Source organism: Apibacter sp. B3919 (genome assembly GCF_026537405.1).
In the GTDB taxonomy this organism is placed as follows: domain Bacteria; phylum Bacteroidota; class Bacteroidia; order Flavobacteriales; family Weeksellaceae; genus Apibacter.
The window spans coordinates 121,630-146,734 of the sequence record NZ_JAFNMG010000002.1; the positions used below are offsets into that span (position 1 = coordinate 121,630).

A 25,105-nucleotide genomic window follows, 5' to 3' on the forward strand; every position below is an offset into this window, starting at 1 on the left:
AAGTCAATTTGGGCATTAGTTTGATGATTTATATAATATCATATGACAAACCAGCAAAATAGTCAGAAAAACATTGAGTATAACTCCTACAGAAGCATCAATATTTTTAAAATCTTTAATACGGGCATAGATACTAAGCAGGAGACAGAATAATTCAACACCGACCATAGTATAGTTTAGCCAGGAAGGTACAAAACAATATAAATTGCCAAGCAAGAAAGCTATTAGATTTAAAATTACTATTCCTGCTAAAAACACAAAAATACTGACGTTATTCATAATTTATTAAAATTAAATTTAAAAAATGCTAATTATATCAAAATGTTCTCTTTAATTTCTAAATGATATATTTAAGTAAAAGAAATTAATAGTGTTACATTTTTAATAATCTAATTTTATTCCAAGATTTAAACAATCAAACAAAAAATTTTAAATATTCAATGTTTAAGAAAAAGAGTAATATGTGATTGTGCAAATTAGTGTAAGCTTATTACTAGGTAAATAAGAGACAAAAGAGGCTTTTAATATCAAGATTTTTAACAATAATAATTTATTGATTTTAAAAATGTTAACTTGGTATATACAGAGTTTTGTTTGGAATAAAACAGCCCCCATACCACATTAAATAAATTTGCCTGTTGTTTATTGGATAAAAAATGCCTAAAAAACAATAAAAAAAGAAAGGATTATTCACGAACCACTGCATTGACTATATTCAACCATAGTTTCTTGGAGTATATGTTTTGCGGAAGGAAAAAAAAATATTCTGATTTTTTACATGGGATTATATAATATTATAAAGGAAAAAAAGCTAATGTATTAGGAACTTCAACAGTGAAAAATATTTAATTTTAGGAAATCAAATGATTTTTTTAAAGAAATTCTTAAGGAAAATATCTCTTTAAAAAACAAAAAATCCACAATCTTTTCTTATTGAATTGATTATGGATTTTTGAAGTGGTACCTCTTGGAATCGAACCAAGGACACAAGGATTTTCAGTCCTTTGCTCTACCAACTGAGCTAAGGTACCCTCGTTTGGGATTGCAAATATAGGGCATATTTTTAAATCACAAAATATTTTTAAAAAAAATTTGAATTTTTTTTTCGGCTATAAAATTTGACTAAGAATTTTTACTTATAATTATTTTTATAATCGGTACATTATTAACATATTTGTACTTTGTATATAAAACACACTGAATGAAAATTAAATTTTTCTCCATATTATCATCATTTATCATATTTCTGAATGCAGCTTATGCCCAGCAAACTTCTACCTCTCCTTATTCTTCATTTGGCTTAGGAGAAAGTAAAACCAATTCCGATATAGTAATTTCTTCTATGGGAGGATTGGGAACTTCATATATTTCAGATTTTACCAATGAAGCCAATTTTGTAAATCCGGCAGCGAATAGAAACTTGCGATATACCAGTTATAACATCGTGATCAATACCGATTATACCAATGCTAAAACTTCTAACGTAAGCAGTGATCGATCCACTACTTATTTAGCTAATTTATCATTAGCCTTTCCAATAGGAACTAAGTCCAGAGTAGGAGTAAATTTACAACCCTACACCAACATAGGATATGATATAAATAAAGATAATTCAGATGTTGTAAATCAAAAATCATTATTTAAGGGAAGGGGAGGACTTAATGCTTTTAGTGGTATGTATTCATATAATATATCCAATGAATTTTCCTTAGGAGCTAAAATTGGGTATGTTTGGGGCGATTTGAAAAAAGATCAAGAAACATCTTTACAGAATGCTAATTTGATTTCCGGTATATTTAATAAGCAAGAATATGGTTTTTTCGATTATACTTTAGGAGTAGCCTATCGAAAAAAATTAACTAATAATCATTTACTTAAAATTGGAGCAACTTATAATATAGGGCATACCATAGATGCTGATGTAAATTATTTGTATTCAACCTATTATTATAACAATAATAATGAAAAAGTTTCAATGGATACCTTAAACTATGTTAAGGGAACACATGATGCAAAATTACCTTCATCATACTCAATAGGAGTGGCCTATGGAAAAGAGCATAAATGGTCATTAGGAGCAGATTTTAAATTTACAGATCAATTTAAACTAAAGATACCGGAAGATAATTTTGATTACAAAAATAAGTACCGCGTAGCTGTAGGAGGCTGGTATTTGCCTAATATAAACGGTTTCAGATCTTATTTTGAAAAAATTATTTATCGATATGGGCTGTATTATGAAAATACAGGGCTTAATGTGAACAATAAAACCATTGATCAATACGGGGTAACTGCCGGGCTAGGCCTGCCTTTGGGTAAATCCGGTAAACATGATCCTTCCATGCTAAATTTAGGAATTGAATTAGGGCAAAGAGGTTCAAAATCAAACGGTCTAATCAAAGAGAATTTCGTAAATTTTAAGGTTGGATTTAATTTTGATGATCTTTGGTTTAGAAAGAGACAGTACGATTAAAATTTATAACTATCATTTTTTATCCATGGAAAGATGGTGACTATAAAAAAAATAAAAATCTATTTATATCTTATTTTTTTTGCGATTATTTCCATATCATGTTCCGATGAAAAAGGGGATAATTTAGGAGAAAAAAAAACCAACTTTGCTTCCAGGAGAATCTATAATGCTAATATAACTTTAACAGATTCAGTGTATGCAATTATTAGATTAAGGACTCCACTTATGGAAGAATATGAATTTGTAGAGACACCGTATACAGTTTTTCCTAAAGGCTTAGATATGGATTTCTACCAAAAAGGTAAAGATCCCGGGCATTTGAAAGCAGATTATGCCAAGATAATTGAAACTGCAGGATGGTATGAAGCAAGGAAAAATGTAGTTATTATTAATTCGGATAAAGACACATTAAAAACCAATCAAATTTTTTGGAATAAGAAAGAAAGAAAAATTTTTTCAAACGATACCGTTAAAATCTACAGGGCAGACGGGGTAACTACGAATATTTCTGTTCATGGAATTGAATCTTCAGAAGACTTTAAGAATTTTAAACTGAAAAAAAACACAGGTACTTTGCCCTATGCAAATGATTTAAAAACAGATAGCAAATAAATTTTATTTTGAATAAAAATAATATAAACGTTATTTACAAATAAAATATGAAATTATTAAATAAAGATGTATATTAGTAGCTTCAAAATTTATATTTTTAATAAAAATAGCGAACAATGAAAAAAAAGTATACTGTTTTTCTTTTAATACTTACGCTTTCTGTTTATGCTCAAGAAGGAAAAGTAAAAGAAACTTCTGAAAAAGGAGTTTATTTTGAACAGAATGGGGAAATGATTTTAGTTTATAGGGGATCAAAGGAAGGTAAAGCTAATAGTGGCTATACATTCACTTATGGAAAAGATGGAACATTAGAAGTAAAAGGAAAAGCATCTGCTCCTACATTTAAATCACCCAATGATGTGGTAATAGTTCAAGATGCTGCGGGAAATCGATATTGGAAATTGATTGATGGAACTATTGTAAAAACAGAATTAGCGGGAGAAGTATCAAAATCTGCGGCTGCTAAAGAAGTTTCTGTAATCAGAAAAGAAGAAAATAATGCAGTAGTAAATGAAGTTCCGGTTGAAACAGTAATTAAAGAAGTTCCTATAGAAGTTGTTGAAGAAAAAATAATTGAAACACCGGAAACAGTAAATGCTTTACCGGAAAAAGAAATAGAAATAGAAATTGAAGAGGCAGACATAGCTGAAGAAAAACCTGAAGAGGAAACACTAATACCGGAAGCTCAATTTATAAATGAACAAGATTCAGATGATGTATCTGAGACTGAACAAGCAGAGTCTATCGCTATTCCTACTCCGTCTGCTACAGAAGAGGTGGAAACAGTACCTAGTTCTTCTAGCATAGTTATAGATGAAAATGAATCAAAAAATATAGAAGAAATTTCAACCCCAACTCCGCAAATTGAAGAAGCAGAAACAGTAGAAATCGAAACTATTCCTAGTCAAGAAGCTAATTCAGAAGTTTCAGTACCATCAGAAGAAAAAATTATTTTAGAAGAAGATGCCCCGGAAGAAGATAAAACTATAATTTCTACTATAGGAGATGATGGAATTGAAGAAATTCAAGTGATAGATGGAGAAGTAGGAGATGTGTCTAATATGTTTGAAAAAAATTATGAGGACATGTCTAGAAAGGAAAAGAAATTATATAAAAAGAATGAAAAAAAATTAATGAAGCAATTAGAAAAAGAACTTAAAAATTAATAGATATAAAATTTAATATAAAAAATGAACCTATTCGGTCTACCACTGAATAGGTTCAATTTTTTTTGAGGTTAAATATTCATTAGTAAGACTAAAAGGTCTTGAACCGAAAAAGCCTCTATGTGCGGATAAAGGAGAGGGGTGTACCGATTTAATTATGAAATGTTTTCGAGTATCTATTAAATTAATTTTCTGTTGCGCATAGCTTCCCCATAAAATAAATACAACATGTTCTTTTTCTTCAGATATTTTATGAATTACAGAATCCGTGAACGTTTCCCATCCTTTTTTTTGGTGAGAACCCGCTTGATGTGCTCGTACGGTTAAAGTTGCATTAAGTAAAAAAACACCCTGTTTAGCCCACGGAGTTAAATCACCCGACTTTAATTCAATACCGGTATCATTTTTTAATTCTATAATAATATTCCTTAAAGAAGGCGGATAGGGCATTCCATTTGGTACAGAAAAACATAATCCCATAGCTTGTCCTTCTCCATGATATGGATCTTGTCCCAGTAAAACGACTTTTACTTGATCAAAGGGAGTCAATTCAAAGGCCTTAAAAATATTTTTGCCTTTTGGATAGCAAGTATGTTCTTTATATTCTTGCTTAACAAAATTTATTAAAGATGAAAAATAAGGTTTTTCAAATTCAGACTTTAATAAATTTTTCCATGATTCTTCAATATTTATATTCATTCAGTAAAGGTAAAAATAAATATAAAAATAGTTGGAAATAAGACAAATATTAAGCCGAATATGTGTTGAAATTTAATGCTTTAATTTTATTTTCTGAAATTAGATCTTGTAAGCATTCATGAATTTTTTCAAAAGAAACATTCCTAAATTCGGCATAAATTTCCTCTCTGCTTCTAGGCTGTTCTTTTATATAAGATAAAATATCTTTCAGATAAGATTGTTCATCTAATTTGGGTTTACAACATACATCACACTTACCGCATGTTTGATTGGTTTTTTCACCAAAATATCCAAGGATTAATTTCATCCTGCAATATTTTGAATTTTTGATAAAAAATTCCAATTCTTTATATTTAACTAATTTATTTTGTTGTATAAGTTGAAATTCATTCCAAAAGCTTCCTAAAAGTTTTTGATCGTTTCGTGGTTCTAAAAAGTAAATTTTTTGCTTATTACCATCAACGTAAGAAATATCACCTGATTGGTTATATTTAATAAATTTGGAGTGTAATACGGAAAGAGGAATTAAAAGGCTGTCGGCTAATTTTTTTTCATCAAATTTTATTTGATAAGAAAAAACACCTGTTATTTTTCTGGCAATTTTTTCAAATAAAAAGGAATCATTGCCGTAAAAATTAGTGTCAAGTCTTTCTATAGGAAAGTTAATTTTAAGCAGACTATCTGAAGGCTCATATTTCCATTGAAGAACTGAGCTATTATGAAGAAATTCTAAAATAGGTATAATCTTACTTTTATTAATTTTTGTACGTTGTTGAAATAATTTCAAGTCGAAATCAAAAATTGTATCGGGTAACTCATTAGGAACAATACAAAACATTGAATATAAATAACGGATAACTTTTTCATATTCAGATTTTGAAGATATAGTTTGTATGAGTGATGAGTATATATCAGAAAGTTCCGCTTCATTCCACAATAAAAATGTATGTGATAAAAGTCCGTCCCTTCCTGCACGACCAACTTCCTGATAATAATTTTCTAATGAATAAGGAGGAGAAAGATGAATGATCACACGAACGTCTTTCTTATCTATACCCATTCCAAAAGCATTTGTTGAAATTAGAATTTGGTTGGTACTTTCCGTCCAATTTTTTTGTCTTTGCATTTTCTCACTAGGGGATAATCCTGCATGAAAAAATTCAACCTCAAATCCCTTTCTTTTTAAAGTTTCAGACAAAGTTTTAGTTTCATTTCGAGTTCTACAATAAATAATTCCCGAACCCTTATACCTATGTAAAATTCTTTCAATTTCCCCAAATTTGTCTCCGGCATTTAAAACTTGTAAAGAAAGATTTTCTCTATTAAATGATCTTTTAAATACCTGAACATTATGTAAATCAAGTTTTTTTATTATTTCAATTAAGACCTTTTCAGTTGCGGTTGCAGTAAGTGCCATGCAAGGAATTTGAATCCCGATATATTCTCTAAACTTTATAATTTGTTGATACGATGGACGAAAATCATTACCCCATTCAGAAATACAATGGGCTTCATCAACTGCGATAAACGAAATTTCAATATCTTTAATGATCTCTAGAAAAGTTTTATTTAACAATCGTTCCGGAGATACATATAATAATTTCAATTCATTATTTCTCAATTTATTAAATACGGAAAGTTGTTGATCCGCTGTTTGATCCGAAGAAATATACTCGGCCGGAATTAATTTCCTTTTTAATGAATACACTTGATCCTTTATAAGAGCCAATAATGGAGAAATAACAATACAAGTGCCTTGAACCAAAAGAGCGGGGACTTGATAGCAAATAGATTTTCCTGCTCCTGTAGGTAAAAGAGCAATAGTATCTTTACTTTCCAATATAGTAAGTATGATCTCTTTTTGAAGAGGTCTGAATTCTTTATACCCCCAGTAAGATTCAAGAATTTTATTTGGTAATGAAAAGTCCATTTAGACTAGAATTTTTATTGGCAAGTAACAAATATATAAAAGAAAAAATTATCCTAATTTGAATTAACACAATTGTTTGGTGTTGATTTTATGCAAGATAAATTAAAAAAGAATTATATATTTACAGGCAAGATAAACAAGTAATAAAAAAAATACTTAAAAAAAGTGATTTTAACGTAACAAAATTTGTTAAGATAATACAAATTATAGTGAAAAAAGTTGTCATGAATAATAAGGTTCTTAAAATAGTTTTATCTGTTGCTTTTATTGCACTTTTATTGTATTGTATATGGTATGTAATTATAACCAATACACGATCTAATGATAAGTTTGAGACAGAGTCTCCGGTTACTATGACTATTCAGCAAAAAGCTGTGGCAACCGGTAAAATTAATCCAAAAGAAAAGATAGAAATCAAACCTAATATTTCCGGGATTATCAAGGAGATTTATATCAAAGAAGGAGATGAAGTAAAAGTAGGACAATTATTGGCTACAATTAAAGTGGTTCCGGTCGTTTCTACAGTAAATACTGCTATGCAGAATATAAATTCAGCAGAAATTAAGTTAAATAATCAAAAAAGAATTTTTGAACGTCAAAAATTATTATATGAGCAAGGAGTAATTTCTAAGCAGGATTATGAAAGTGCTGAAACGGAATATAAAATAGCAAAACAAAATCTAATTCAAGCACAGAAAGATTATGATATTGCTAAAACAGGTATTACTTCAGGATTAGAAGATTTAGCGAGTATTCAAGTTCGTTCTACTGCAAATGGACAGGCACTGGAAGTACCCGTTGAAGTAGGGGATCAGGTTATTGAAGCCAATACATTTAATGCAGGAACAACTATTGCAAGCATTGCCGATGTCAGCAAAATGATATTTGAGGGTAAAGTGGACGAGTCAGATGCAGGGAAAATGCATGAGGGAATGAAATTAAAAATAATAATCGGAGCACTTCAAGACAAAGATATAAATGGTATTTTAACCTTTATTTCTCCTCAAGGTAAAGAAGAAAACGGGGCTGTTAAATATGAAATTAAAGCAGATATAATTATTCCGGAAGGGGTTTCGATTCGCGCCGGATATAGTGCCAATGCAGAAGTAATATTAAGTGAGAGAAAAAATATTTTAGCAATGAGAGAAGCTTTAATGCAATATGATGGAGAGAGACCTTTCGTTGAAGTACAACAGCCTGATGGAAAATTCAAAAAAGTTTATGTAAAATTAGGATTATCAGACGGTATATTTGTTGAAGTTCAAGGTATTTCACTGAAAGATCAAATTAAAATATGGAATTCTTCAGACGAAGATAAATCATCAAGAAAAAAGTAGTTTTGAAAAAATAGTTTAAACAAGCACCTGATGTAAATCAGGTGTTTTTTATTTTATAAAATCTAAATCGATCTTTATTTGATAGTATAAAAATCATTAAAACATAAGATTTCTAAAGATATTGCGCAGGGTAATGTTTTTATTATACCATTAAAATTCTATTTTACTCTTGAGTACTGATATATATATAATTAAATTTAAAAAGAACCATGTGAAGATTTTTTCAAAAATGGAAATTTAAATTAACGTATTTTTGTACTTATGATTTCTAAAGAGACCATAGATAAGATTTTCTCTACGGCAAGAGTGGAAGAAGTAATATCGGATTTTATAAATCTGAAAAAATCAGGGAGTAATTATAAAGGCTTAAGTCCTTTTGTAGATGAAAAAACGCCGTCATTTATGGTTTCCCCATCCAAACAAATTTGGAAAGATTTTTCATCCGGTAAAGGCGGTAATGTGGTTACTTTTATAATGGAACAAGAACATTATACCTATCCGGAGGCCTTACGCTATTTGGCAAAAAAGTATAATATTGAAATTGAAGAAGACAGTAATGAACTGTCTGACAGTCAAAAAGAATTACAATTAAATAAAGAAAGCCTATATCAATTATCTGAGGTTGCCAATGAATATTTTCAAAACCAACTTTGGAAAACTGAAGAAGGCAATACCATAGGAATATCTTATTTTAGAGAAAGAAGCATACGGGATGATATTATTAAACAATTCCAATTAGGATATTCACCGAAAGAGTGGGATTCATTTACACATTTTGCATTTGAAAAAGGGTATAAAAAAGAAATTCTGGAGCAATCCGGTTTAAGTATTTTTAAAGAAGGGTCAGATAAAGGGTTCGATCGATTTAGAGAGCGAGTATTATTTCCCATTCATAGTTTTTCAGGAAGAGTATTGGGATTTGGAGGTCGGATATTACAAAATAATGCAAAAACGGCTAAATATGTTAATTCCCCTGAAAGTGAAATCTATCATAAAAGTCAAGTTTTATATGGATTATTTCATGCAAAATCTTTTATCATTAAAGAAGATAATTGTTATTTGGTGGAAGGATATATGGATGTAATATCCCTTTATCAAAATGGTATTAAAAATGTAGTAGCCTCTTCAGGAACTTCATTAACTGTTGAGCAAATTAGATTAATAAAAAGGTTAACCAACAACATTACTGTTTTATATGATGGGGATCAAGCAGGAATTAAAGCTTCATTCAGAAGCATAGATATGATTCTTGAGCAAGAAATGAATGTTAAAGTATTGCTGTTTCCGGATGGAGAAGATCCGGATAGCTTTGCAAGAAAACACACTGCCGATGAAATAGAAGCATTTTTTAAAGAAAACAGTAAAGATTTTATTCAATTCAAAACAGATGTTTTATTAAAAGAAACGAACGGCGATCCCATAAAAAAGGCCGGTTTAATTAGAGATATAGTTGGGAGTATAGCCTTAATAAAAAATCTTATTCAAAAAGAGATTTATGTAAAAGAATGTTCAAGGATATTGGATATCTCGGAGCAAGTTCTGTTTAGTGAATTGGCTCAATTAACACAACAAAATATACATTCTAGAGATCGGAATACAAGAAAACAAGTTGCTTTACAACCTGTAACTACATCTCAACAAGAAGAAATTGATTTTACCTATAAAATTGAAGAAGATATTTTAGAATTAATGCTATCCTATGGAGACCATGAAATTTTAATAAACTATGTGGAAGAAGAAGAACCCTATAAAACTACTGTAATAGAAGAAATTGTTCACCGCTTAAAAGAGGATGATTTACAATTTACCGTAGATTTTTACAATAGAATTTATTTAGAAATCATGGAAGGTATTGAAAACAATCAATTGAGAACCGGAGAATATTTTGTTAAATCCAAAGAAGTCGACATCACCGAATTTGCCGTAGGAAAATTATTAAAAAAATACTCAATAAGCAATAATTGGGAACTCAAAGAAATATATGTTCCAACACTGGAGCAAAATCTTGCAAAAAACACAAAAGATGTAATACTTAAATACAAAGCGATAAGAATAGCGGAAATGAATAAAAATTTAGCTAAAGAATTAAGTTCGGGGAATATATCAGAAGAAAGAAGATTAGAAATTTTTAATCAGATTATAACTTTAGATAAGCTTCTAAAACAAATACATAAGCTGGAAAATCGGGTAATTTAAAAAAAGATATTTAGGTTAATTTAAAATTCGATATATTTGCTTACATAAAGTAAACTAAAAAGCAAACTATGGGTATTAGTGCATTTTTTAGATTATTTCAACCAAAAGATAAGGTTTTCTATACTTTATTCGAACAAGTTGTTGATAATCTGGCTGCCATGTCCAAGGATATGGTAGAAGGAATGAAATCACAAGAAACTATAACAGAAGCATTTTATAAAAAAATGGAAGATTATGAACATGCTAATGATAAGTTGTCTCACCATATTTTTATAGAATTAGGTAAAAATTTCATTACCCCTTTTGATCGAGAAGATATACATCAGTTAACTTCTGCACTTGATGATATTGCTGATATCTTGTTCGCATCCTGTAAATACATATTACTGTACAAATCTCCGTATATTCCGGCATATTTTACTTTTGCAAATCTGATACATGACTGTGTATTAGAGCTGCAAAAAGCAATCTATAATCTAAGAAATTTTAAGAAACCCAAAGAGGTATTGGCTTCATGTGTAGAAATCAATAGAATTGAAAATGTTGCCGATGACTTTTTTAGCAAAGAAATTGGAGATTTATTTGAAAGCAAAAGAGATGTATTAGATATTATAAAACTGAAAAATGTATTAGAATATTTAGAAGATGTCACAGACAAATGTGAAGATTCAGCAAATATTATAGAATCTATTTTAGTTAAATATTCATAACCTTTTTTCATGACTCTACTTATAACCATCGTCATATTAGCATTAATATTTGATTATATTAATGGTTTTCACGATTCGGCAAATTCAATAGCCACGATTGTATCGACAAAAGTATTAACGCCATTCCAGGCAGTATTGTGGGCAGCATTTTTTAATTTTGTTGCCTATTTTGTTTCTTTATATATCGTAGGTGAATTTAAAATAGGAAATACGATAGCTAAGTCTGTCCATGAGAATTTTATTACTCTCGAAGTTATCTTTTCAGGACTGGTAGCTGCAATCATATGGAATTTATTTACCTGGTGGGCGGGTATTCCTTCTTCTTCATCCCATACATTAATAGGAGGATTTATTGGAGCGGCTGTTGCTCATGTTGGCGGCTTTAGTAAAGCAGGAGAAACAGTAGTCAATTATCCCGTAGTTATCCCAATTATTTTATTTATTTTCATAGCACCGATAATTGGAATGATCGTTTCATCCATCATTACACTCATAATAATGAATATTTGTAGAAATGCCAATCCTTACAAAGCAGATAAATGGTTTAAAAAATTACAATTAGTGTCTTCTGCAGCTTTTAGTATAGGTCATGGAGGTAATGATGCTCAAAAAGTAATGGGAATTATTGGTGCAGCCTTTATCTTCTATGAAGTGAATATTGCCCATTCTGCAGAATATGTTAATCTAACGACAGCCGAAAGATTTCAGCATTTTACAACCGATTATTGGTGGGTGCCCATAAGCAGTTTTATAGCAATTGCTTTAGGAACTATGTCAGGAGGATGGAAAATTATTAAAACAATGGGAACTCGTATTACGAAAGTAACTCCTTTAGAAGGGGTAACAGCAGAAATATCCGGTGCAATTACCTTATTCCTTAGTGAACATTGGGGGATTCCGGTAAGTACAACCCATACTATAACAGGTTCAATAATTGGAGTAGGATTGGTTAAAAGAGTATCTGCCGTACGCTGGGGAATTACCATTAAATTATTGTGGGCATGGGTTCTAACTATTCCGGTAAGTGCAGTATTAGCAATGATCGTTTATTCTGTAGTTAAACTCTTTATGTAATACTAATAAGCCCTATCTTTTAGATGAAAAAAAATTTTTTAACAATAAAGAACATTCATCTTTTAAAACTCCCGATACGTATTCCGTTTGAGGATGAAGAGATAAGCCTTTAGACTGAAAGCCTCTTTTTTCATCTGATGCCCCTACAACAACTCTGCTTATTTGAGACCAATATAAAGCTCCGGCGCACATTGTACAAGGCTCTAAGGTAACATACAAAGTACAATTAGTAAGATATTTTGCACCCAGTAAATTACTGGCAGCGGTAATAGCTTGCATTTCGGCATGAGCCGTAACATCAACTAATAGTTCAGTTAAATTATACGATTTAGCTAAAATTTTGTTATTACTTACTATAATGGCACCCACCGGGACTTCATCCTTATACATAGCTTCTTTAGCTTGTTGTAAGGCTATTTTCATATAGTATTCATCGGTAAACATGATCAATTATAAAATATTTAATCAGCTGTTTAAATCATTATTTTTAGTAGAAGAATTTAAAATATGACCGCAATGTTTACAGTATATAGCATCCGCTTCATTATTTATGGTATTACAAAAATTACACTTTTTACTGTTTAATTGATTTTTTTTATGTCTGGTATATTCAGCAGATAACAAACCTGCCGGAACGGAAATAATAGAATATCCTAAAATCATAATTCCCGATGCAATAATTTTCCCTAAGACCGTTACGGGAGCTACGTCTCCATAACCAACAGTTGTCAAAGTAACTACGGCCCAATACATCGATTGAGGAATACTGGAAAAACTTTCTCGATTTCTTCCTCCTTCAATTACATACATTAAAGATCCTAAGATTAACGTAGTAATTATGATGAAATATAAGAATACAAAAATTTTACGTTTACTTCGTCGCAATGAAATTAAAAGAGAATTACTTTCATCGATATAAGTTCCCATTTTAAAAATCCTGAAGATTCGCAAAAGCCTTAATATTCGTATGATGGCTAAATAATGCGATTGAACGAAAAAAATACTTAAATAGGTTGGGATGATGGATAATAAATCAATAATTCCATAAAAGCTGGTCGAATATTTTTTTGCCTTTTTCGCACTGGATACTCTTAAAATATATTCTACGGTAAAAGAAATAGTAACCCACCAATCCAATATATAAAGCCAAAAGCCGATTTTTGAACTAATGCCCGGAACACTTTCCAACATAATAATTAGAGTGCTTAAAGTGATGAAAAAGAGAAGAATGATGTCAAATATTTTGCCTTTCACCGTATCAGACTCAAAAATAATGTCGTGAAGTTCAGCCTTCCAAATGGCAGTGCCTTTTTTACATTCCGGTGTCTTACCTATAAAAAATAATTTTATTTCTTTTACAATTTTTTTCACAACTAAATTATTAATAGTAAAAAAATTATCTTATTATTAATTAATATGATAACAAAGATAAAAATAAAATTAATTATACTTAAAATGAATACCCTGAATTGTTCATTTAGTAGCGAATTTGTTTATATTTTAAAGAATTTATATAAAAACATGTATAGGTTGAAGATTAATTTTATATATTTGTAAAATAAAGATAAATTAAATTAACAAACAATAAAGTTTTTTACCATGAAAGAGAAATTTTATATAGATGAAACTGATAAGAAAATTTTACAATTTTTATCTATTAATACCAGAATGCCTTTTACCGAGATTGCAAAAAAAATGGATGTATCCGCAGGAACAATACACGTAAGAGTTAAAAAGATGGAAGATGTAGGAGTTATAAAAGGAACATGTTTAAATATTGATTATAATATTTTAGGTTATAGTTTTATAGCTTATGTTGGGATTTTATTAACCAAATCAAGCAAAACTCAAAGTGTATTAGAAAAATTAGCAGCAATACCAAACGTAACAACCGCTAATGTAATTTCAGGTAAATACAATATTTATTGTAAAATCAGCGCAAAAGATGCTGAAGATGCAAAAAATGTTATTTATAAAATAGATGATATTGATGACGTATTAAGAACAGAAAGTATGATTTCTTTAGAAGAAAGCATCAATGATCAAAACCGATTAATGGATGCTTTGTTTAAATAAAAATAATGCTTCCTGAAGAAAAAGAAATTTATTTTAAAGTAGCAATTTCTGTATCTTTGGTTTTATTTGGGTTTGATGGGGAAATGCTGCGTATTTTATTAAGTAATGATACAAAAAATGGACCTTTTCAAGGAGCTCCAAGACTTCCCTCAGTTTATGTGAAAGCCCATGAGGGCATTGATTCAAATGTAGAAAAATTATTATTCTTACATACACAAAAAGACCACATATTTGTTGAACAACTAAAAGCTTTTGCAAAAGTTTTTAGAAATCCACTAGGAAGGGTAGTAAACATTGCTTACTACGCAACGGTAAAATTAGATGAAGAACTATTGCAATACACTAAAGAAAGAGGTGAAGAATGGGTTGAATACTCAAAAATCCCGGACTTAGCATTTGATCATAATGAAATCATTGATTATGCAAAAGAACGGTTGAAACGGAGAGTTAAAAGAAGACCCATAGGTTTTTATCTATTACCGGAACATTTTACCATTTCGCAATTACAAAAGTTGTATGAAACCGCATTAAATCGAGAAATGGATAAAAGGAATTTTAGAAAAAAAATTGTTAATTCTCAATTGATTTTAGAAACAGGTTTAACAGATAATTCCTCGTCAAGAAAATCAGCAAAATTGTATAAATTTGATGAAGAAAAATATCAGAAACTTAGCTTAAAAGGATACGATTTTTTATTTTAAAATTATCAAAAAATACTTCATAAATTAGATGAACAGGAGGAATATTATTCCTCCTGTATTTTTTATATACCATCATAAATGTTGTATATTTACTTAAGTTACTAAATAATACTATATGAGTAGTGATGAAGAAATTTTCGGAAAGCGCCCAAAAGAATATTTTGAAGTAAAAGAAAAAAAATCAATACCTTTTATTCTTTCATGTATTTACATGGGCTTTATGGGCTTTATACCTATCTTTCTCGGTATTCTTGGCTTTATGAAAATTTATTTTCCAGGTGCTCCTTCTTGGTTTTTTATTCTAAATATTATTTTAGGAATAGTAATGATTATCGGATCGATCAGTACCTATTATTTTAAAAAATGGGGAGTTTTTCTTTTCGGCTTGACCTTATTTGTAGATATTTTATTTCATTTATCGTTAGGATTTGAAGAACTTGATGCAATTAACGGCTTATATTTATTTATAGGTTTTGCTTTAGTTCCCATAATACCTCGATGGAAATTTTTTAACTAAATGATACGATCATGCAAAATATTGAAAAATTAAAATATCCCATAGGTACTTTTAAAATTCCTGAAAACATATCTAAAGAAAATATAACTTTATGGATTACTCAATTAAAATCTTTTCCGGAAAGATTAAAACAAGCAGTACTTCCATTATAAGATACGCAGTTAGATACGCCTTACAGACCGGGTGGATGATTATAAGACAGCTAATGAGCAAGTAATCGCTTTATTTACATGGTATGGAAATCATCATTTAGCCCATATAACAAATTCAATTGATTTATAGCTATATAGATCTAATACTCAGTAATCATTTAAATTAGTTATAATTGTAATATATAATTTTTTTCTGTATATATACGAAAATCTTAAATGATCCAAAGGTCAAAACCGGCTGAAATTAAACTATGCAGATATTCGAATAAATAAAAAATCCATAAAATACTGAGAATTATTCTAATGACTAAATTAGAATAATAAAGACTTAGTTAACATTGTCGGTTGATATAATTAATCATTAAACGTTACTTTTGTATTTCAATCATTGCCAAATAAAAAATGTATGAGAATAGATATTATAAGTGCGGTGCCCAAATTACTAAAAAGTCCTTTAGAAGAATCAATTATGAAAAGAGCGCAAGACAAAGGATTGGTACAACTATATTTCCACGATTTACGGGAATATGGACAGGGAAATTATAGGCAGATTGATGATACTCAATATGGAGGAGGTGCAGGAATGGTTTTAATGATTGAACCGATTGATAAATGTATTTCCCAACTACTTTCCCAAAGATCATACGACGAAATTATCTATATGACTCCTGATGGAGATACTTTAAATCAGAAAACATGCAATACACTTTCACTAAAAGAAAATATAATTATACTTTGTGGGCATTATAAAGGTGTAGATCAAAGAGTACGTGATTTATATATTACCCGTGAAATATCTATTGGTGATTATGTACTAAGCGGAGGAGAATTAGGAGCTTGTGTACTGGTTGATGCCATAGTTAGGTTGATACCAGGGGTTTTAAATGATGAAACATCTGCCTTATACGATTCATTTCAAGATAATTTACTTGCACCTCCGGTTTATACCCGTCCGGAAGAATATAAAAATATGAAAGTTCCGGATATACTTTTGAGTGGTAATTTTGCAAAGATTGATGAATGGAGACAGGAAATGTCTTACAAACATACACAAGAGAGAAGACCCGATTTACTAAATGAAAATTAATACCACTATTAATTAAAAATTATGGATGAAATAATTAATAAAGTCGAAAAAAGCGGACTCATTACTCTAGATTTAGAAGATTTTTATCCTAAAGAACCCAGAATGCTGTTTGATTTAAAAGACTATTTATATGAAGGTTTAGTTTTAAGAGAAAAAGAGTTTCGTGAGAATCTTTCAAAATTGGATTGGAAAATGTATGAAAATGCTTATGTGTCAGTAATTTGCACTTCCGATGCTATTGTGCCTTCCTGGTCATATCTATTAATTGCTAATTATTTAACAGGTGTGGCAAAGTTGATTTCATTCGGCACTTTAGAGGATTTGGAAAGAGACATATTTACTGAAATCATAGATAAAATGGACGTGGATAGTTATAAAGATAAAAAAATTATTATTAAAGGCTGCTCACGTAAACCTGTTCCACAAAATGCTTATTTACAACTTATACAAAAACTTAAGCCTATAGCTTCTTCCTTAATGTTTGGAGAGGCTTGTAGTACTGTTCCTATTTTCAAAAAGAAAAAATTATAATTTAAAATTTCAAAAAATTACTGACTGGAATAAAAAATTGTTAGTAATATTTAGTTATTTAACTGTTTCATTCACTAGTAATTGGCTATGAAATTGTTAACTTAATAAAAGTTTTTGAAAAAATAAAATTTAGAAAACTGAAGCTAATAAATCATCGATTATTTTTTCTCTAACTTATTTTTTATTCGGTTAGCTTCTTTAATGAATTCATATAAATGTTCAGATTCTCCATTTTCCAAATAAGATTTAAATTTAGTCAACTTTTCCAAATAAGTAGTAAGAATAGGTAAAATATATTTGGAATTTTGTTCAAAAATAGGAAGCCACATATCAACGGAACTTTTAGCCAGTCGAACAGTAGAAGCAAACCCTCCGGATGCTAAATTGAATATGGCAGCATCATCTTTTTCTTTTTCAAGAACGGAAACGGCTAAAGCATAGGAAATAGCATGAGAAAGATGTGAAACATACCCCACATGTTCATCATGAGATTCCGCATCCATAAGAATAAGTCGCGATCCCAAATGATAATAAACTTGAGAAACCAGATGAACTGCTTTTTGATGTGATTCATTGGAGTTGCATAGGATAGCAGCTCGATCTTTAAATAACCCATGAAAGGCAGCAGATGGACCGCTATATTCCGTTCCTGCCATGGGATGAGAAGGAACGAATGATTTTCTATTTGAATGATTTTTAACCTTTTCAATCAAAGAAGATTTAGTACTTCCCACATCCATAAGTACCGAACCGTCAGGGAGAATATCCAATAGGTGAGGTAGAAGTTTAATGCTTACATCGACCGGAGTGGATAGAATGGTTAATTCGGAAGAACGTATTGCCTCGTCCATCGGCATAATTTCATCGACAATGGATAATTCCAACGCTTCTTTTTCATGAAGTTTAGACTTATCGGTCCCTATAACTTTTGAAGCAAATCCGCTTTTTTTAAGATCCAGAGCTATAGAACCTCCAATCAAACCTAATCCGATGACACTTATAGTTTTTGACATATAAAGATTCAAAGATAAAAAAAATCGGTTCTTAAAAAAAGAAACCGATTGGGTATTTTAAAAGTATGTTAAGAACGGCTTATACTGTCATGATCTCTTTCTCTTTAACGGAAAGATGTTCTTCTGCCAATTTAACATATTTATCAGTCAACGATTGTATTTGCTCTTCACCATTTTTCTTTTCATCTTCTGAAGCACTCTCTATCTTTTTTATATCGGCATTTGCTTCTTGTCTGGCTTTTCGAATACCAACCTTAGAATTTTCGCATTCTGCTTTTGCTTGTTTTACTAAGTCTTTTCTTCTTTCTTCTGTTAACGGAGGAATGTTAATAATAATATTTTCCCCGTTATTATTTGGAGTAAAGCCTAAATTGGATTGAAAAATAGCTTTTTCAATAGCGCCCAAAGTAGATTTTTCCCAAGGCTGTATACTAAGAGTCATTCCATCGGGAACGGAAATATTGGCAACTTGAGATAAAGGAGTAGGAGTCCCATAATATTCCACTAAAATGTTTTGAAGCATGAGTGGGTTAGCCCGCCCTGCTCGTATTTTATTAAAAGCTGACTCTAAATGTTTTAGAGAGGATTCCATGCTTTCCTTAGTCGTATCTATAATTAAATTTATTTCTTCCATAATTTTCAGATAAGTTGCCTTGCAAATATAAACTATTAATTAATTAAATTGAAACTAAAGTTCCTACTTCTTTACCTTCAATAATTTTTCTTAAATTCCCTTCTTTGTTCATATCAAATACAATGATAGGAAGCGCATTTTCTTGACTTAACGTAAAAGCAGTCATATCCATAATTTTAAGTCCTTTTTTATAAACTTCATCAAAAGAAATACTGTTGAATTTTACTGCATTTTTATTTTTTTCCGGGTCTGTATCATAAATACCGTCCACTCGAGTCCCTTTTAAGATAACTTCTGCGTTAATTTCGATAGCTTTTAATGTAGCGGCTGTATCAGTAGTAAAATAAGGGTTTCCGGTTCCTGCACCAAAAATTACAACTCTTCCTTTTTCCAAATGCCTATCGGCTCTTCGTTTAATAAAAGGTTCAGCAATTTGATCCATTTTTATGGAAGTTTGCAAACGGGTATGTACTCCCATTGCCTCCAAAGAACTTTGTAAAGCCATTCCGTTAATAACCGTGGCAAGCATTCCCATATAGTCGCCTTGAACCCTGTCAATACCGGTAGCAACTCCCGCAACTCCCCTGAATATGTTTCCGCCTCCTATAACAATTGCTATTTCTACTCCCATTTCAGAAATTTCTTTTATCTGTTTAGAGTAGCTTTGAAGAATTTCAGAGCTTATTCCATATTGTTGATTTCCCATTAAAGCTTCTCCACTTAACTTTAAAAGTATTCTTTTATATTTCATGATTAACTAGCGTATATTTATTATTTTTTGACAATGAATTCGAAAAGGATAGTAATGCTATATACTTAAATAGAAGAGTTAAAAGAAAGTAAATAGATACAGAAAGTACTATAAATAGTAATAAAATCATTTATGTTAAATTTCTGTATGCAAATATAATAAGGAATTTTTTAAAAAATGTAACTGCTTTTTATTTTTCCCTTAATGTGCTGTTCTCATTTCCATTTAAGAATTCAACATATTTTACGGTTTATGAATTCATTAAAAATGTTTTCAAATCGGAAAAATTATTTTCAAGAGATGTAGCCGAACTTATTTTATGATCCAACTCTTTTACTTGTTCAGGTATAATAATTTTATTTTTTAAGTTTTCAGGATATACATCCATAAATTTACAAGGATGAGCAGTAGATAAAAATATGGTGAAATCTTGTGGATGATTATACTTCTTTGCAGCTAAATAAGCAACTGCAGTATGAGGACAAGCGATATAGTTATATTTTTCATATAATTCATTAATACCGTTCATCGTTTCCGAATCGGTAAAAGAATGAGCAGATATAAGATTACGCAAAGAATCTAAGCTTTCATTAAATAAATCGGTAATTCGTACCCAATTACTTGGATTTCCTACATCCATGGCATTAGATAAAGTTTGTATGGATGGTTTAGGCTCATAAGTACCTTTTTGTAAATAAACGGGAACAGTATCATTTACATTAGTAGCTGCAACAAAATGTTTTACAGGGAGACCTGATTTATAGGCTAGTAAACCGGCACCAACATTACCAAAATTTCCACTGGGAACTACAAAAACTATATCTTTCTTATTCTTTTTGACTGCTTGAGCATAAGCATAAAGGTAATAGAATGTTTGCGGCATTAACCTTGAAATATTGATGGAATTAGCCGAAGTTAATCGTAATTTTGAATTAAGTTCAGCATCATTAAAAGCCATTTTAACTAAAGCCTGACAGTCATCAAAAGTTCCATTTACTTCCAAGGCTCTAATGTTTTGACCGTTTGTAGTCAATTGTTTTCTTTGTATTTCACTGATTTTACCTTTCGGGTATAAAATAGTTACCCGAGTACCTTCAACCCCTAAAAAACCTAAAGCGACAGCACCTCCTGTATCTCCTGAAGTAGCCACCAGAATATCCAACGTTTTATCGTTTTTGTCGGATAAATAAGCCATAAGTCGACTCATAAAACGAGCTCCAAAGTCTTTAAATGCTAACGAAGGACCGTGAAATAATTCCAATACAGCCAAATTTTCTTCTAGTGATACCAATGGGGCATCAAAACTAATCGTTTCCTTTATAATTTTTTCCAAGTCTTTTTTAGGGATATCTTCTCCAATAAAAGAATGGGCAATTTCTAAAGCCATTTCAGGAAAAGAATAATCCGTAATATTTTGAATAAAACTTTCCGATAATTTTGGGATTTGCCAAGGCATATACAATCCTTTATCAGAAGGAAAGCTGGTAAATACGGCTTCTTTAAAAGAAACGGAAAGATTTTTATTATTTGTGCTGTATAGTTTCATGATAGAGTAGATTATATGGCTGAATTATGAAAGTACAGTTGCTCCTTTACAATTTATAGGTGAGGAATAACCATTGCTTTCTATTTCGTGATTTTTAAGATGTTCTTTAAGTTTTGCAGTAATTGTTTTTGCTGTTTCAATTCCTTTGGTAAAAGCAACTACTGAAGGTCCGGAACCTGAAATACCGAAACCTAAGGCCCCGCATTCCATAGCAATTCTTCTCATGGCTTCAAATTCGGGTATAAGAATGGAACGAGTAGGTTCAATTAATTGGTCTTGTAAACTTTTGGATAGTAAGTTGTAATCCTCTGTAAATAAGCCTGTTATCAATCCGGCAATATTTCCCCATTGAGAAACGGCGTCTTTTAGTTCAACTTTATTCTTTAAAATTTGTCTGGCTGCGCGAGTCTGAACCTCTACATGAGGAAAAATAATGGAACAACAAAGTTCCGTAGGCACGGGAAGGTTAATTACTTCCAATGGTTGATAGCTTCTAATTAAAGTTATCCCGCCCATTAATGAAGGGGCAACATTATCGGCATGGCCATGCCCGCAAGCCAGTTCTTCACCTTTTAAGGCAAAAGGCAACAGTTCTTTTTTAGATAATGGTTCTCCTAAAAGCTGGTTAATAGCATACAGACCCGCTATTGTACTTGCAGCACTAGAGCCCAGACCGCTACCGATAGGCATTTTTTTATGAAGTTCAATTTCAATTCCGTAATTTTTTTTACCCAAAAAATCGAGAATCATTTTAACACATGCACTCACCGTATTCTTATCCGGATGGGTAGGTAAAAGCCCTTGATCTCCGGTTATCTTAGTAATTCTTATTCCGGGTTCATCCACGCGTTTTAAAAAAACTTCATCTCCCGGCTCATTCAACGCTAATCCTAAAATATCATATCCACAAATAAAATTAGCTGAAGTCGCCGGAGCAAATACATGCACACTATCTTTTTCTTTCATCGAAATTTGAAAACGTTCAATTTTTAGTGAGACAAATGTAAGCTAATTATATTTGATTTCAAAAGACTAACTTTTTTAAACAATAGGTGTATCAGGTTTATAATTCTACAAGAATTAATACTTTTCTTAAATATTTCGATGCGATTAAGTTGTACTATTTTTAAATAAATTTATATGTCTTATTTTATAATAAAGCCTATACCTAAATTAAAAAGATAGTTTTCAACCTAAAATCAAATAGATATTTAGATTTTATAAAATATTAATTAGCTCCAACATTAATAAGATCAGCAAAAACCCCCGCTGCGGTAACTTCAGCACCTGCTCCCGGTCCTTTTATTACCAATGGATTAAATTTATATCGTTCCGTTGTAAATGAGATAATATTATCACTTCCCGTTAAATTGTAAAAAGGATGAGAAGCATCCACGAATTCCAAATTTACGGAAGCCTTTCCATCTTCCAACTTTCCTATATATCGTAAGACTTTATTTTCATTTTCAGCCTTTTCTTTCAGCTCGTTAAAATAAGAATCAGATTTTTTTAATTCTTCATAAAAGTCATCAATCGAGGGAGCTTTGAAACAGCTTTCAGGAAGGATAGCTCCTAACTCAACATCTTTTTCTTCAATTTGATATCCGGCATCACGCGCGAGAATCATCATTTTACGCATAAAATCTTTTCCGCTCAAATCTTCTCGAGGATCCGGCTCCGTATAGCCTAATTCATGGGCTTTTTTAACAACCTCATAAAAGGAAGTTTTGCCTCTAAAATTGTTGAATATATAAGAAATAGTACCGCTCAAAATAGCCTCAATTTTGATGATCCTGTCCCCGCTGGTCATTAAATCCTTTAAAGTCCGTATGATAGGCAATCCGGCTCCTACATTCGTTTCATAAAAGAAATCGACGCCTCTTCTTCTGGCAGTATCTTTTAAATCTTTATAATCTTTATATGAAGAGGAATTAGCTATTTTATTACAGGTAACTACCGAAACATTAGATTCGAAAAGTTCTTTGTAATACGTTCCGGTTATAGGACTTGCAGTATTATCCACAAAAATACAGTTGGAAAGATTTAACAACTTTATTTTTTGGATGAATTCATCCAAATTAGAGGTTTCTCCCTTATTTATTCTTTCCTGCCATTGTGTAAGATCAATGCCTTCTTCGTCAATAATCATTTTTCTGGAATTAGCTATTCCGTTTATCTTTACTTCAATACCATTGTTTTCACGTAAAAAATCACTTTGAGCATCGATTTGTCGCAACAAGGTTGCCCCGATATTTCCTGTACCTACACTAAATACATGAAGTGTTTTGGTTAGTTGAGTGAAAAACGCATCATGAACAGCATTCAGAGCTTTAGATATATTTTTCCGTTTTATTATTACCGAAATATTGTATTCGGATGATCCTTGTGCAATAGCATGTATGTTGATTCCATTACGTCCTAAAGCCTGGAAAAGCTTGCCCGATATACCCGGGGTTTGTTTCATATTTTCACCAACTATGGCTAATACACATAAATTTTCTTCAATGATTGGCGGATTTAATTTATTGGTTTCCAGTTCCAACTCAAATTCACTGTTGAAAAGCTGTTTTGCTTTATGAACATCCTTGGGCTCAATGGCAAATGTAATGCTGTGTTCGGAAGACGATTGGGTAATAAGGATTACATTAATATGTTCGCGTGCTAATAAAGAGAAAAGTTTGCCGCTGAAACCAATCTTACCAATCATTCCGCTTCCCGTAATATTGATCAGGCTGATTTCATCTATGGAAGAAATACCCCGAATCGGGTATGCATTTTTATGAGTATGTTCTTCAATCCTTGTTCCTTTAAAAGAAGGATTAAAGGTGTTTTTCAATACAATAGGTATTTTTTTTCGAAAAGCCGGAATCATGGCTGGAGGATAGATAACTTTCGCTCCAAAATAAGATAATTCCATTGCTTCCGTATAGGAAAGTTCAGATAATGAAAAAGCCTTTTTTACGACACGAGGATCTGCGGTTAACATACCGTCTACATCAGACCAAAGCTCAATTTCTTCTGCATCTAAGGCGGCAGCTATTATGGCCGCCGTATAATCACTGCCTCCTCTTCCTAATGTCGTAATTCGATTGTTTTCATTGGAGGCTATAAAACCTGTAAAAAACATGATTTGATGTGAATGCTCTTTGTAAAACTCTTGCAATAAATGTTCTGTAACGGGAGTATGTACTCGGGCATTTCCAAAATTGCTGTCTGTTTTTATAAGGATTGAAGCATCTACATAAATACTTTCTGAAAAATATTGTTTGGCTATTTGACTCAATAAAAAAGTGGAGCATTTTTCCCCATAACTTAAAATAAGATCTTTGCTTTGAAGACTGAGTTCCCTCAAGCTATAGACTCCTTGCAAAAGATCTTCGATCTCGTTTATAAAAATCTTAATCTGAGTAAATGCAGGATTTTGATTTTTAACCGTAATCATTTCTTTAATAACCGTAAAATGTCTTTGTTCAATTTCAATAAGACCTTTTTTAAAATCCTTTCCCTCAGAGGCAATTTGTGCTAGTTCCGTTAAAATATTGGTAACTCCGCTCATGGCAGATGATACAACTATAAATTTTTCACCTGAAGCATATTTGTTCTGCAGAATATTAAGTACATTTTGTATACTTTGACCGGAACCGACAGATGATCCTCCAAATTTTACTATTTTCATACGATTACTATCAATTGGTTACAATTTTAGTGAAATTTTATAGGATTAAAAAATATTACTTGAAAATGCATTTAAATATTTTTTATAGAATAAAAGTATATTCAGATAAGTTGTTAAAACTTTGAATTAAATATATGCATAATTTAAGATCAGTTATTTTTATGTAATGTTTGATAAAAAATTAATTATGATTTAACAGAAGTATTACAGCTCAAGATTGTTAA

24 protein-coding genes and 1 tRNA gene are annotated in these 25,105 nt (G+C 30.9%); 13 read left to right on the forward strand and 12 right to left on the reverse strand.

The features are described from left to right. Nucleotides 1-15: 15 nt before the first annotated feature. Nucleotides 16-279 (reverse strand): hypothetical protein, encoded by a 264-nt coding sequence (locus J3U20_RS03855; RefSeq protein WP_146105549.1) that lies wholly within the window; start codon nucleotides 277-279, stop codon nucleotides 16-18. A 679-nt stretch (nucleotides 280-958) separates the two neighbouring features. Continuing rightward, nucleotides 959-1,031, reverse strand: a tRNA-Phe gene (locus J3U20_RS03860). Between the two features lie 170 nt (nucleotides 1,032-1,201). Here J3U20_RS03860 and J3U20_RS03865 point away from each other — a divergent pair. The 3 genes from J3U20_RS03865 (at nucleotide 1,202) to J3U20_RS03875 (ending at nucleotide 4,251) form a co-directional block, all read left to right on the forward strand. Then, complete coding sequence (locus J3U20_RS03865) at nucleotides 1,202-2,473, forward strand: OmpP1/FadL family transporter (RefSeq protein WP_160541705.1); 1,272 nt, start codon at nucleotides 1,202-1,204, stop codon at nucleotides 2,471-2,473. Nucleotides 2,474-2,506: 33 nt separating this feature from the next. Then, on the forward strand, nucleotides 2,507-3,085 hold the full coding sequence (lptC, locus tag J3U20_RS03870) for an LPS export ABC transporter periplasmic protein LptC (RefSeq protein WP_160550007.1): 579 nt from the start codon (nucleotides 2,507-2,509) through the stop codon (nucleotides 3,083-3,085). A gap of 116 nt (nucleotides 3,086-3,201) precedes the next feature. Continuing rightward, complete coding sequence (locus J3U20_RS03875; RefSeq protein WP_160541707.1) at nucleotides 3,202-4,251, forward strand: hypothetical protein; 1,050 nt, start codon at nucleotides 3,202-3,204, stop codon at nucleotides 4,249-4,251. Nucleotides 4,252-4,290: 39 nt separating this feature from the next. Here the strand turns inward: J3U20_RS03875 and J3U20_RS03880 are convergent, their stop codons facing one another. Both J3U20_RS03880 and J3U20_RS03885 read right to left on the reverse strand, forming a co-directional pair. Beyond that, the gene (locus J3U20_RS03880; RefSeq protein ID WP_160541708.1) at nucleotides 4,291-4,950 is read right to left on the reverse strand and encodes a uracil-DNA glycosylase; all 660 of its coding nucleotides are present in this window, start codon (nucleotides 4,948-4,950) and stop codon (nucleotides 4,291-4,293) included. Between the two features lie 49 nt (nucleotides 4,951-4,999). Then, nucleotides 5,000-6,880, reverse strand: a complete 1,881-nt coding sequence (locus tag J3U20_RS03885; RefSeq protein ID WP_160541709.1) for a RecQ family ATP-dependent DNA helicase — start codon at nucleotides 6,878-6,880, stop codon at nucleotides 5,000-5,002. Between the two features lie 224 nt (nucleotides 6,881-7,104). Between J3U20_RS03885 and J3U20_RS03890 the strand changes: the two genes are divergently transcribed. The 4 genes from J3U20_RS03890 to J3U20_RS03905 all read left to right on the forward strand — a co-directional run bounded on the left by J3U20_RS03890 (nucleotide 7,105) and on the right by J3U20_RS03905 (nucleotide 12,197). Further along, nucleotides 7,105-8,217, forward strand: a complete 1,113-nt coding sequence (locus J3U20_RS03890; protein ID WP_105296773.1) for an efflux RND transporter periplasmic adaptor subunit — start codon at nucleotides 7,105-7,107, stop codon at nucleotides 8,215-8,217. A 261-nt stretch (nucleotides 8,218-8,478) separates the two neighbouring features. Continuing rightward, the gene (gene dnaG / locus J3U20_RS03895; protein WP_160541710.1) at nucleotides 8,479-10,413 is read left to right on the forward strand and encodes a DNA primase; all 1,935 of its coding nucleotides are present in this window, start codon (nucleotides 8,479-8,481) and stop codon (nucleotides 10,411-10,413) included. Between the two features lie 68 nt (nucleotides 10,414-10,481). Then, complete coding sequence (locus J3U20_RS03900) at nucleotides 10,482-11,123, forward strand: DUF47 domain-containing protein (protein ID WP_105296771.1); 642 nt, start codon at nucleotides 10,482-10,484, stop codon at nucleotides 11,121-11,123. A 9-nt stretch (nucleotides 11,124-11,132) separates the two neighbouring features. Further along, on the forward strand, nucleotides 11,133-12,197 hold the full coding sequence (locus tag J3U20_RS03905) for an inorganic phosphate transporter (RefSeq protein WP_160541711.1): 1,065 nt from the start codon (nucleotides 11,133-11,135) through the stop codon (nucleotides 12,195-12,197). Nucleotides 12,198-12,209: 12 nt separating this feature from the next. Here the strand turns inward: J3U20_RS03905 and J3U20_RS03910 are convergent, their stop codons facing one another. Continuing rightward, on the reverse strand, nucleotides 12,210-12,641 hold the full coding sequence (locus J3U20_RS03910) for a nucleoside deaminase (RefSeq protein WP_160541712.1): 432 nt from the start codon (nucleotides 12,639-12,641) through the stop codon (nucleotides 12,210-12,212). A gap of 21 nt (nucleotides 12,642-12,662) precedes the next feature. Then, nucleotides 12,663-13,568, reverse strand: coding sequence for an ion transporter (locus tag J3U20_RS03915; RefSeq protein WP_267434461.1), 906 nt, complete (start codon nucleotides 13,566-13,568; stop codon nucleotides 12,663-12,665). Between the two features lie 228 nt (nucleotides 13,569-13,796). Here J3U20_RS03915 and J3U20_RS03920 point away from each other — a divergent pair, with 228 nt between their 5' ends. The 6 genes from J3U20_RS03920 to J3U20_RS03945 all read left to right on the forward strand — a co-directional run bounded on the left by J3U20_RS03920 (nucleotide 13,797) and on the right by J3U20_RS03945 (nucleotide 17,261). Then, nucleotides 13,797-14,273: an Lrp/AsnC family transcriptional regulator gene (locus J3U20_RS03920; RefSeq protein ID WP_105296768.1), complete on the forward strand. Its 477-nt coding sequence runs from the start codon at nucleotides 13,797-13,799 to the stop codon at nucleotides 14,271-14,273. Nucleotides 14,274-14,278: 5 nt separating this feature from the next. Further along, the gene (locus J3U20_RS03925; protein WP_160541713.1) at nucleotides 14,279-14,974 is read left to right on the forward strand and encodes an NUDIX hydrolase; all 696 of its coding nucleotides are present in this window, start codon (nucleotides 14,279-14,281) and stop codon (nucleotides 14,972-14,974) included. 115 nt (nucleotides 14,975-15,089) lie between these two features. Continuing rightward, the gene (locus tag J3U20_RS03930) at nucleotides 15,090-15,491 is read left to right on the forward strand and encodes a hypothetical protein (RefSeq protein ID WP_160541714.1); all 402 of its coding nucleotides are present in this window, start codon (nucleotides 15,090-15,092) and stop codon (nucleotides 15,489-15,491) included. A gap of 11 nt (nucleotides 15,492-15,502) precedes the next feature. Beyond that, a complete protein-coding gene (locus J3U20_RS03935) occupies nucleotides 15,503-15,643 on the forward strand; it encodes a hypothetical protein (protein ID WP_160541715.1) in 141 nt (46 codons plus the stop codon). A gap of 406 nt (nucleotides 15,644-16,049) precedes the next feature. Continuing rightward, the gene (gene trmD / locus J3U20_RS03940) at nucleotides 16,050-16,730 is read left to right on the forward strand and encodes a tRNA (guanosine(37)-N1)-methyltransferase TrmD (protein ID WP_160541716.1); all 681 of its coding nucleotides are present in this window, start codon (nucleotides 16,050-16,052) and stop codon (nucleotides 16,728-16,730) included. Nucleotides 16,731-16,751: 21 nt separating this feature from the next. Continuing rightward, nucleotides 16,752-17,261 (forward strand): DUF2480 family protein, encoded by a 510-nt coding sequence (locus tag J3U20_RS03945; RefSeq protein ID WP_160541717.1) that lies wholly within the window; start codon nucleotides 16,752-16,754, stop codon nucleotides 17,259-17,261. Nucleotides 17,262-17,419: 158 nt separating this feature from the next. Here the strand turns inward: J3U20_RS03945 and J3U20_RS03950 are convergent, their stop codons facing one another. The 6 genes from J3U20_RS03950 to thrA all read right to left on the reverse strand — a co-directional run bounded on the left by J3U20_RS03950 (nucleotide 17,420) and on the right by thrA (nucleotide 24,881). Then, nucleotides 17,420-18,274, reverse strand: coding sequence for a prephenate dehydrogenase (locus tag J3U20_RS03950; protein ID WP_160541718.1), 855 nt, complete (start codon nucleotides 18,272-18,274; stop codon nucleotides 17,420-17,422). 79 nt (nucleotides 18,275-18,353) lie between these two features. Beyond that, the gene (frr, locus tag J3U20_RS03955; protein WP_160541719.1) at nucleotides 18,354-18,908 is read right to left on the reverse strand and encodes a ribosome recycling factor; all 555 of its coding nucleotides are present in this window, start codon (nucleotides 18,906-18,908) and stop codon (nucleotides 18,354-18,356) included. 43 nt (nucleotides 18,909-18,951) lie between these two features. After that, on the reverse strand, nucleotides 18,952-19,659 hold the full coding sequence (gene pyrH, locus J3U20_RS03960; RefSeq protein WP_105296761.1) for a UMP kinase: 708 nt from the start codon (nucleotides 19,657-19,659) through the stop codon (nucleotides 18,952-18,954). Between the two features lie 250 nt (nucleotides 19,660-19,909). Continuing rightward, entirely contained in the window at nucleotides 19,910-21,205 is a 1,296-nt protein-coding gene (gene thrC, locus J3U20_RS03965; protein WP_160541720.1) for a threonine synthase, read from the reverse strand. Between the two features lie 24 nt (nucleotides 21,206-21,229). Further along, entirely contained in the window at nucleotides 21,230-22,171 is a 942-nt protein-coding gene (locus tag J3U20_RS03970) for a homoserine kinase (protein WP_160541721.1), read from the reverse strand. Between the two features lie 262 nt (nucleotides 22,172-22,433). Beyond that, complete coding sequence (thrA, locus tag J3U20_RS03975; RefSeq protein ID WP_160541722.1) at nucleotides 22,434-24,881, reverse strand: bifunctional aspartate kinase/homoserine dehydrogenase I; 2,448 nt, start codon at nucleotides 24,879-24,881, stop codon at nucleotides 22,434-22,436. Nucleotides 24,882-25,105: the final 224 nt, after the last annotated feature.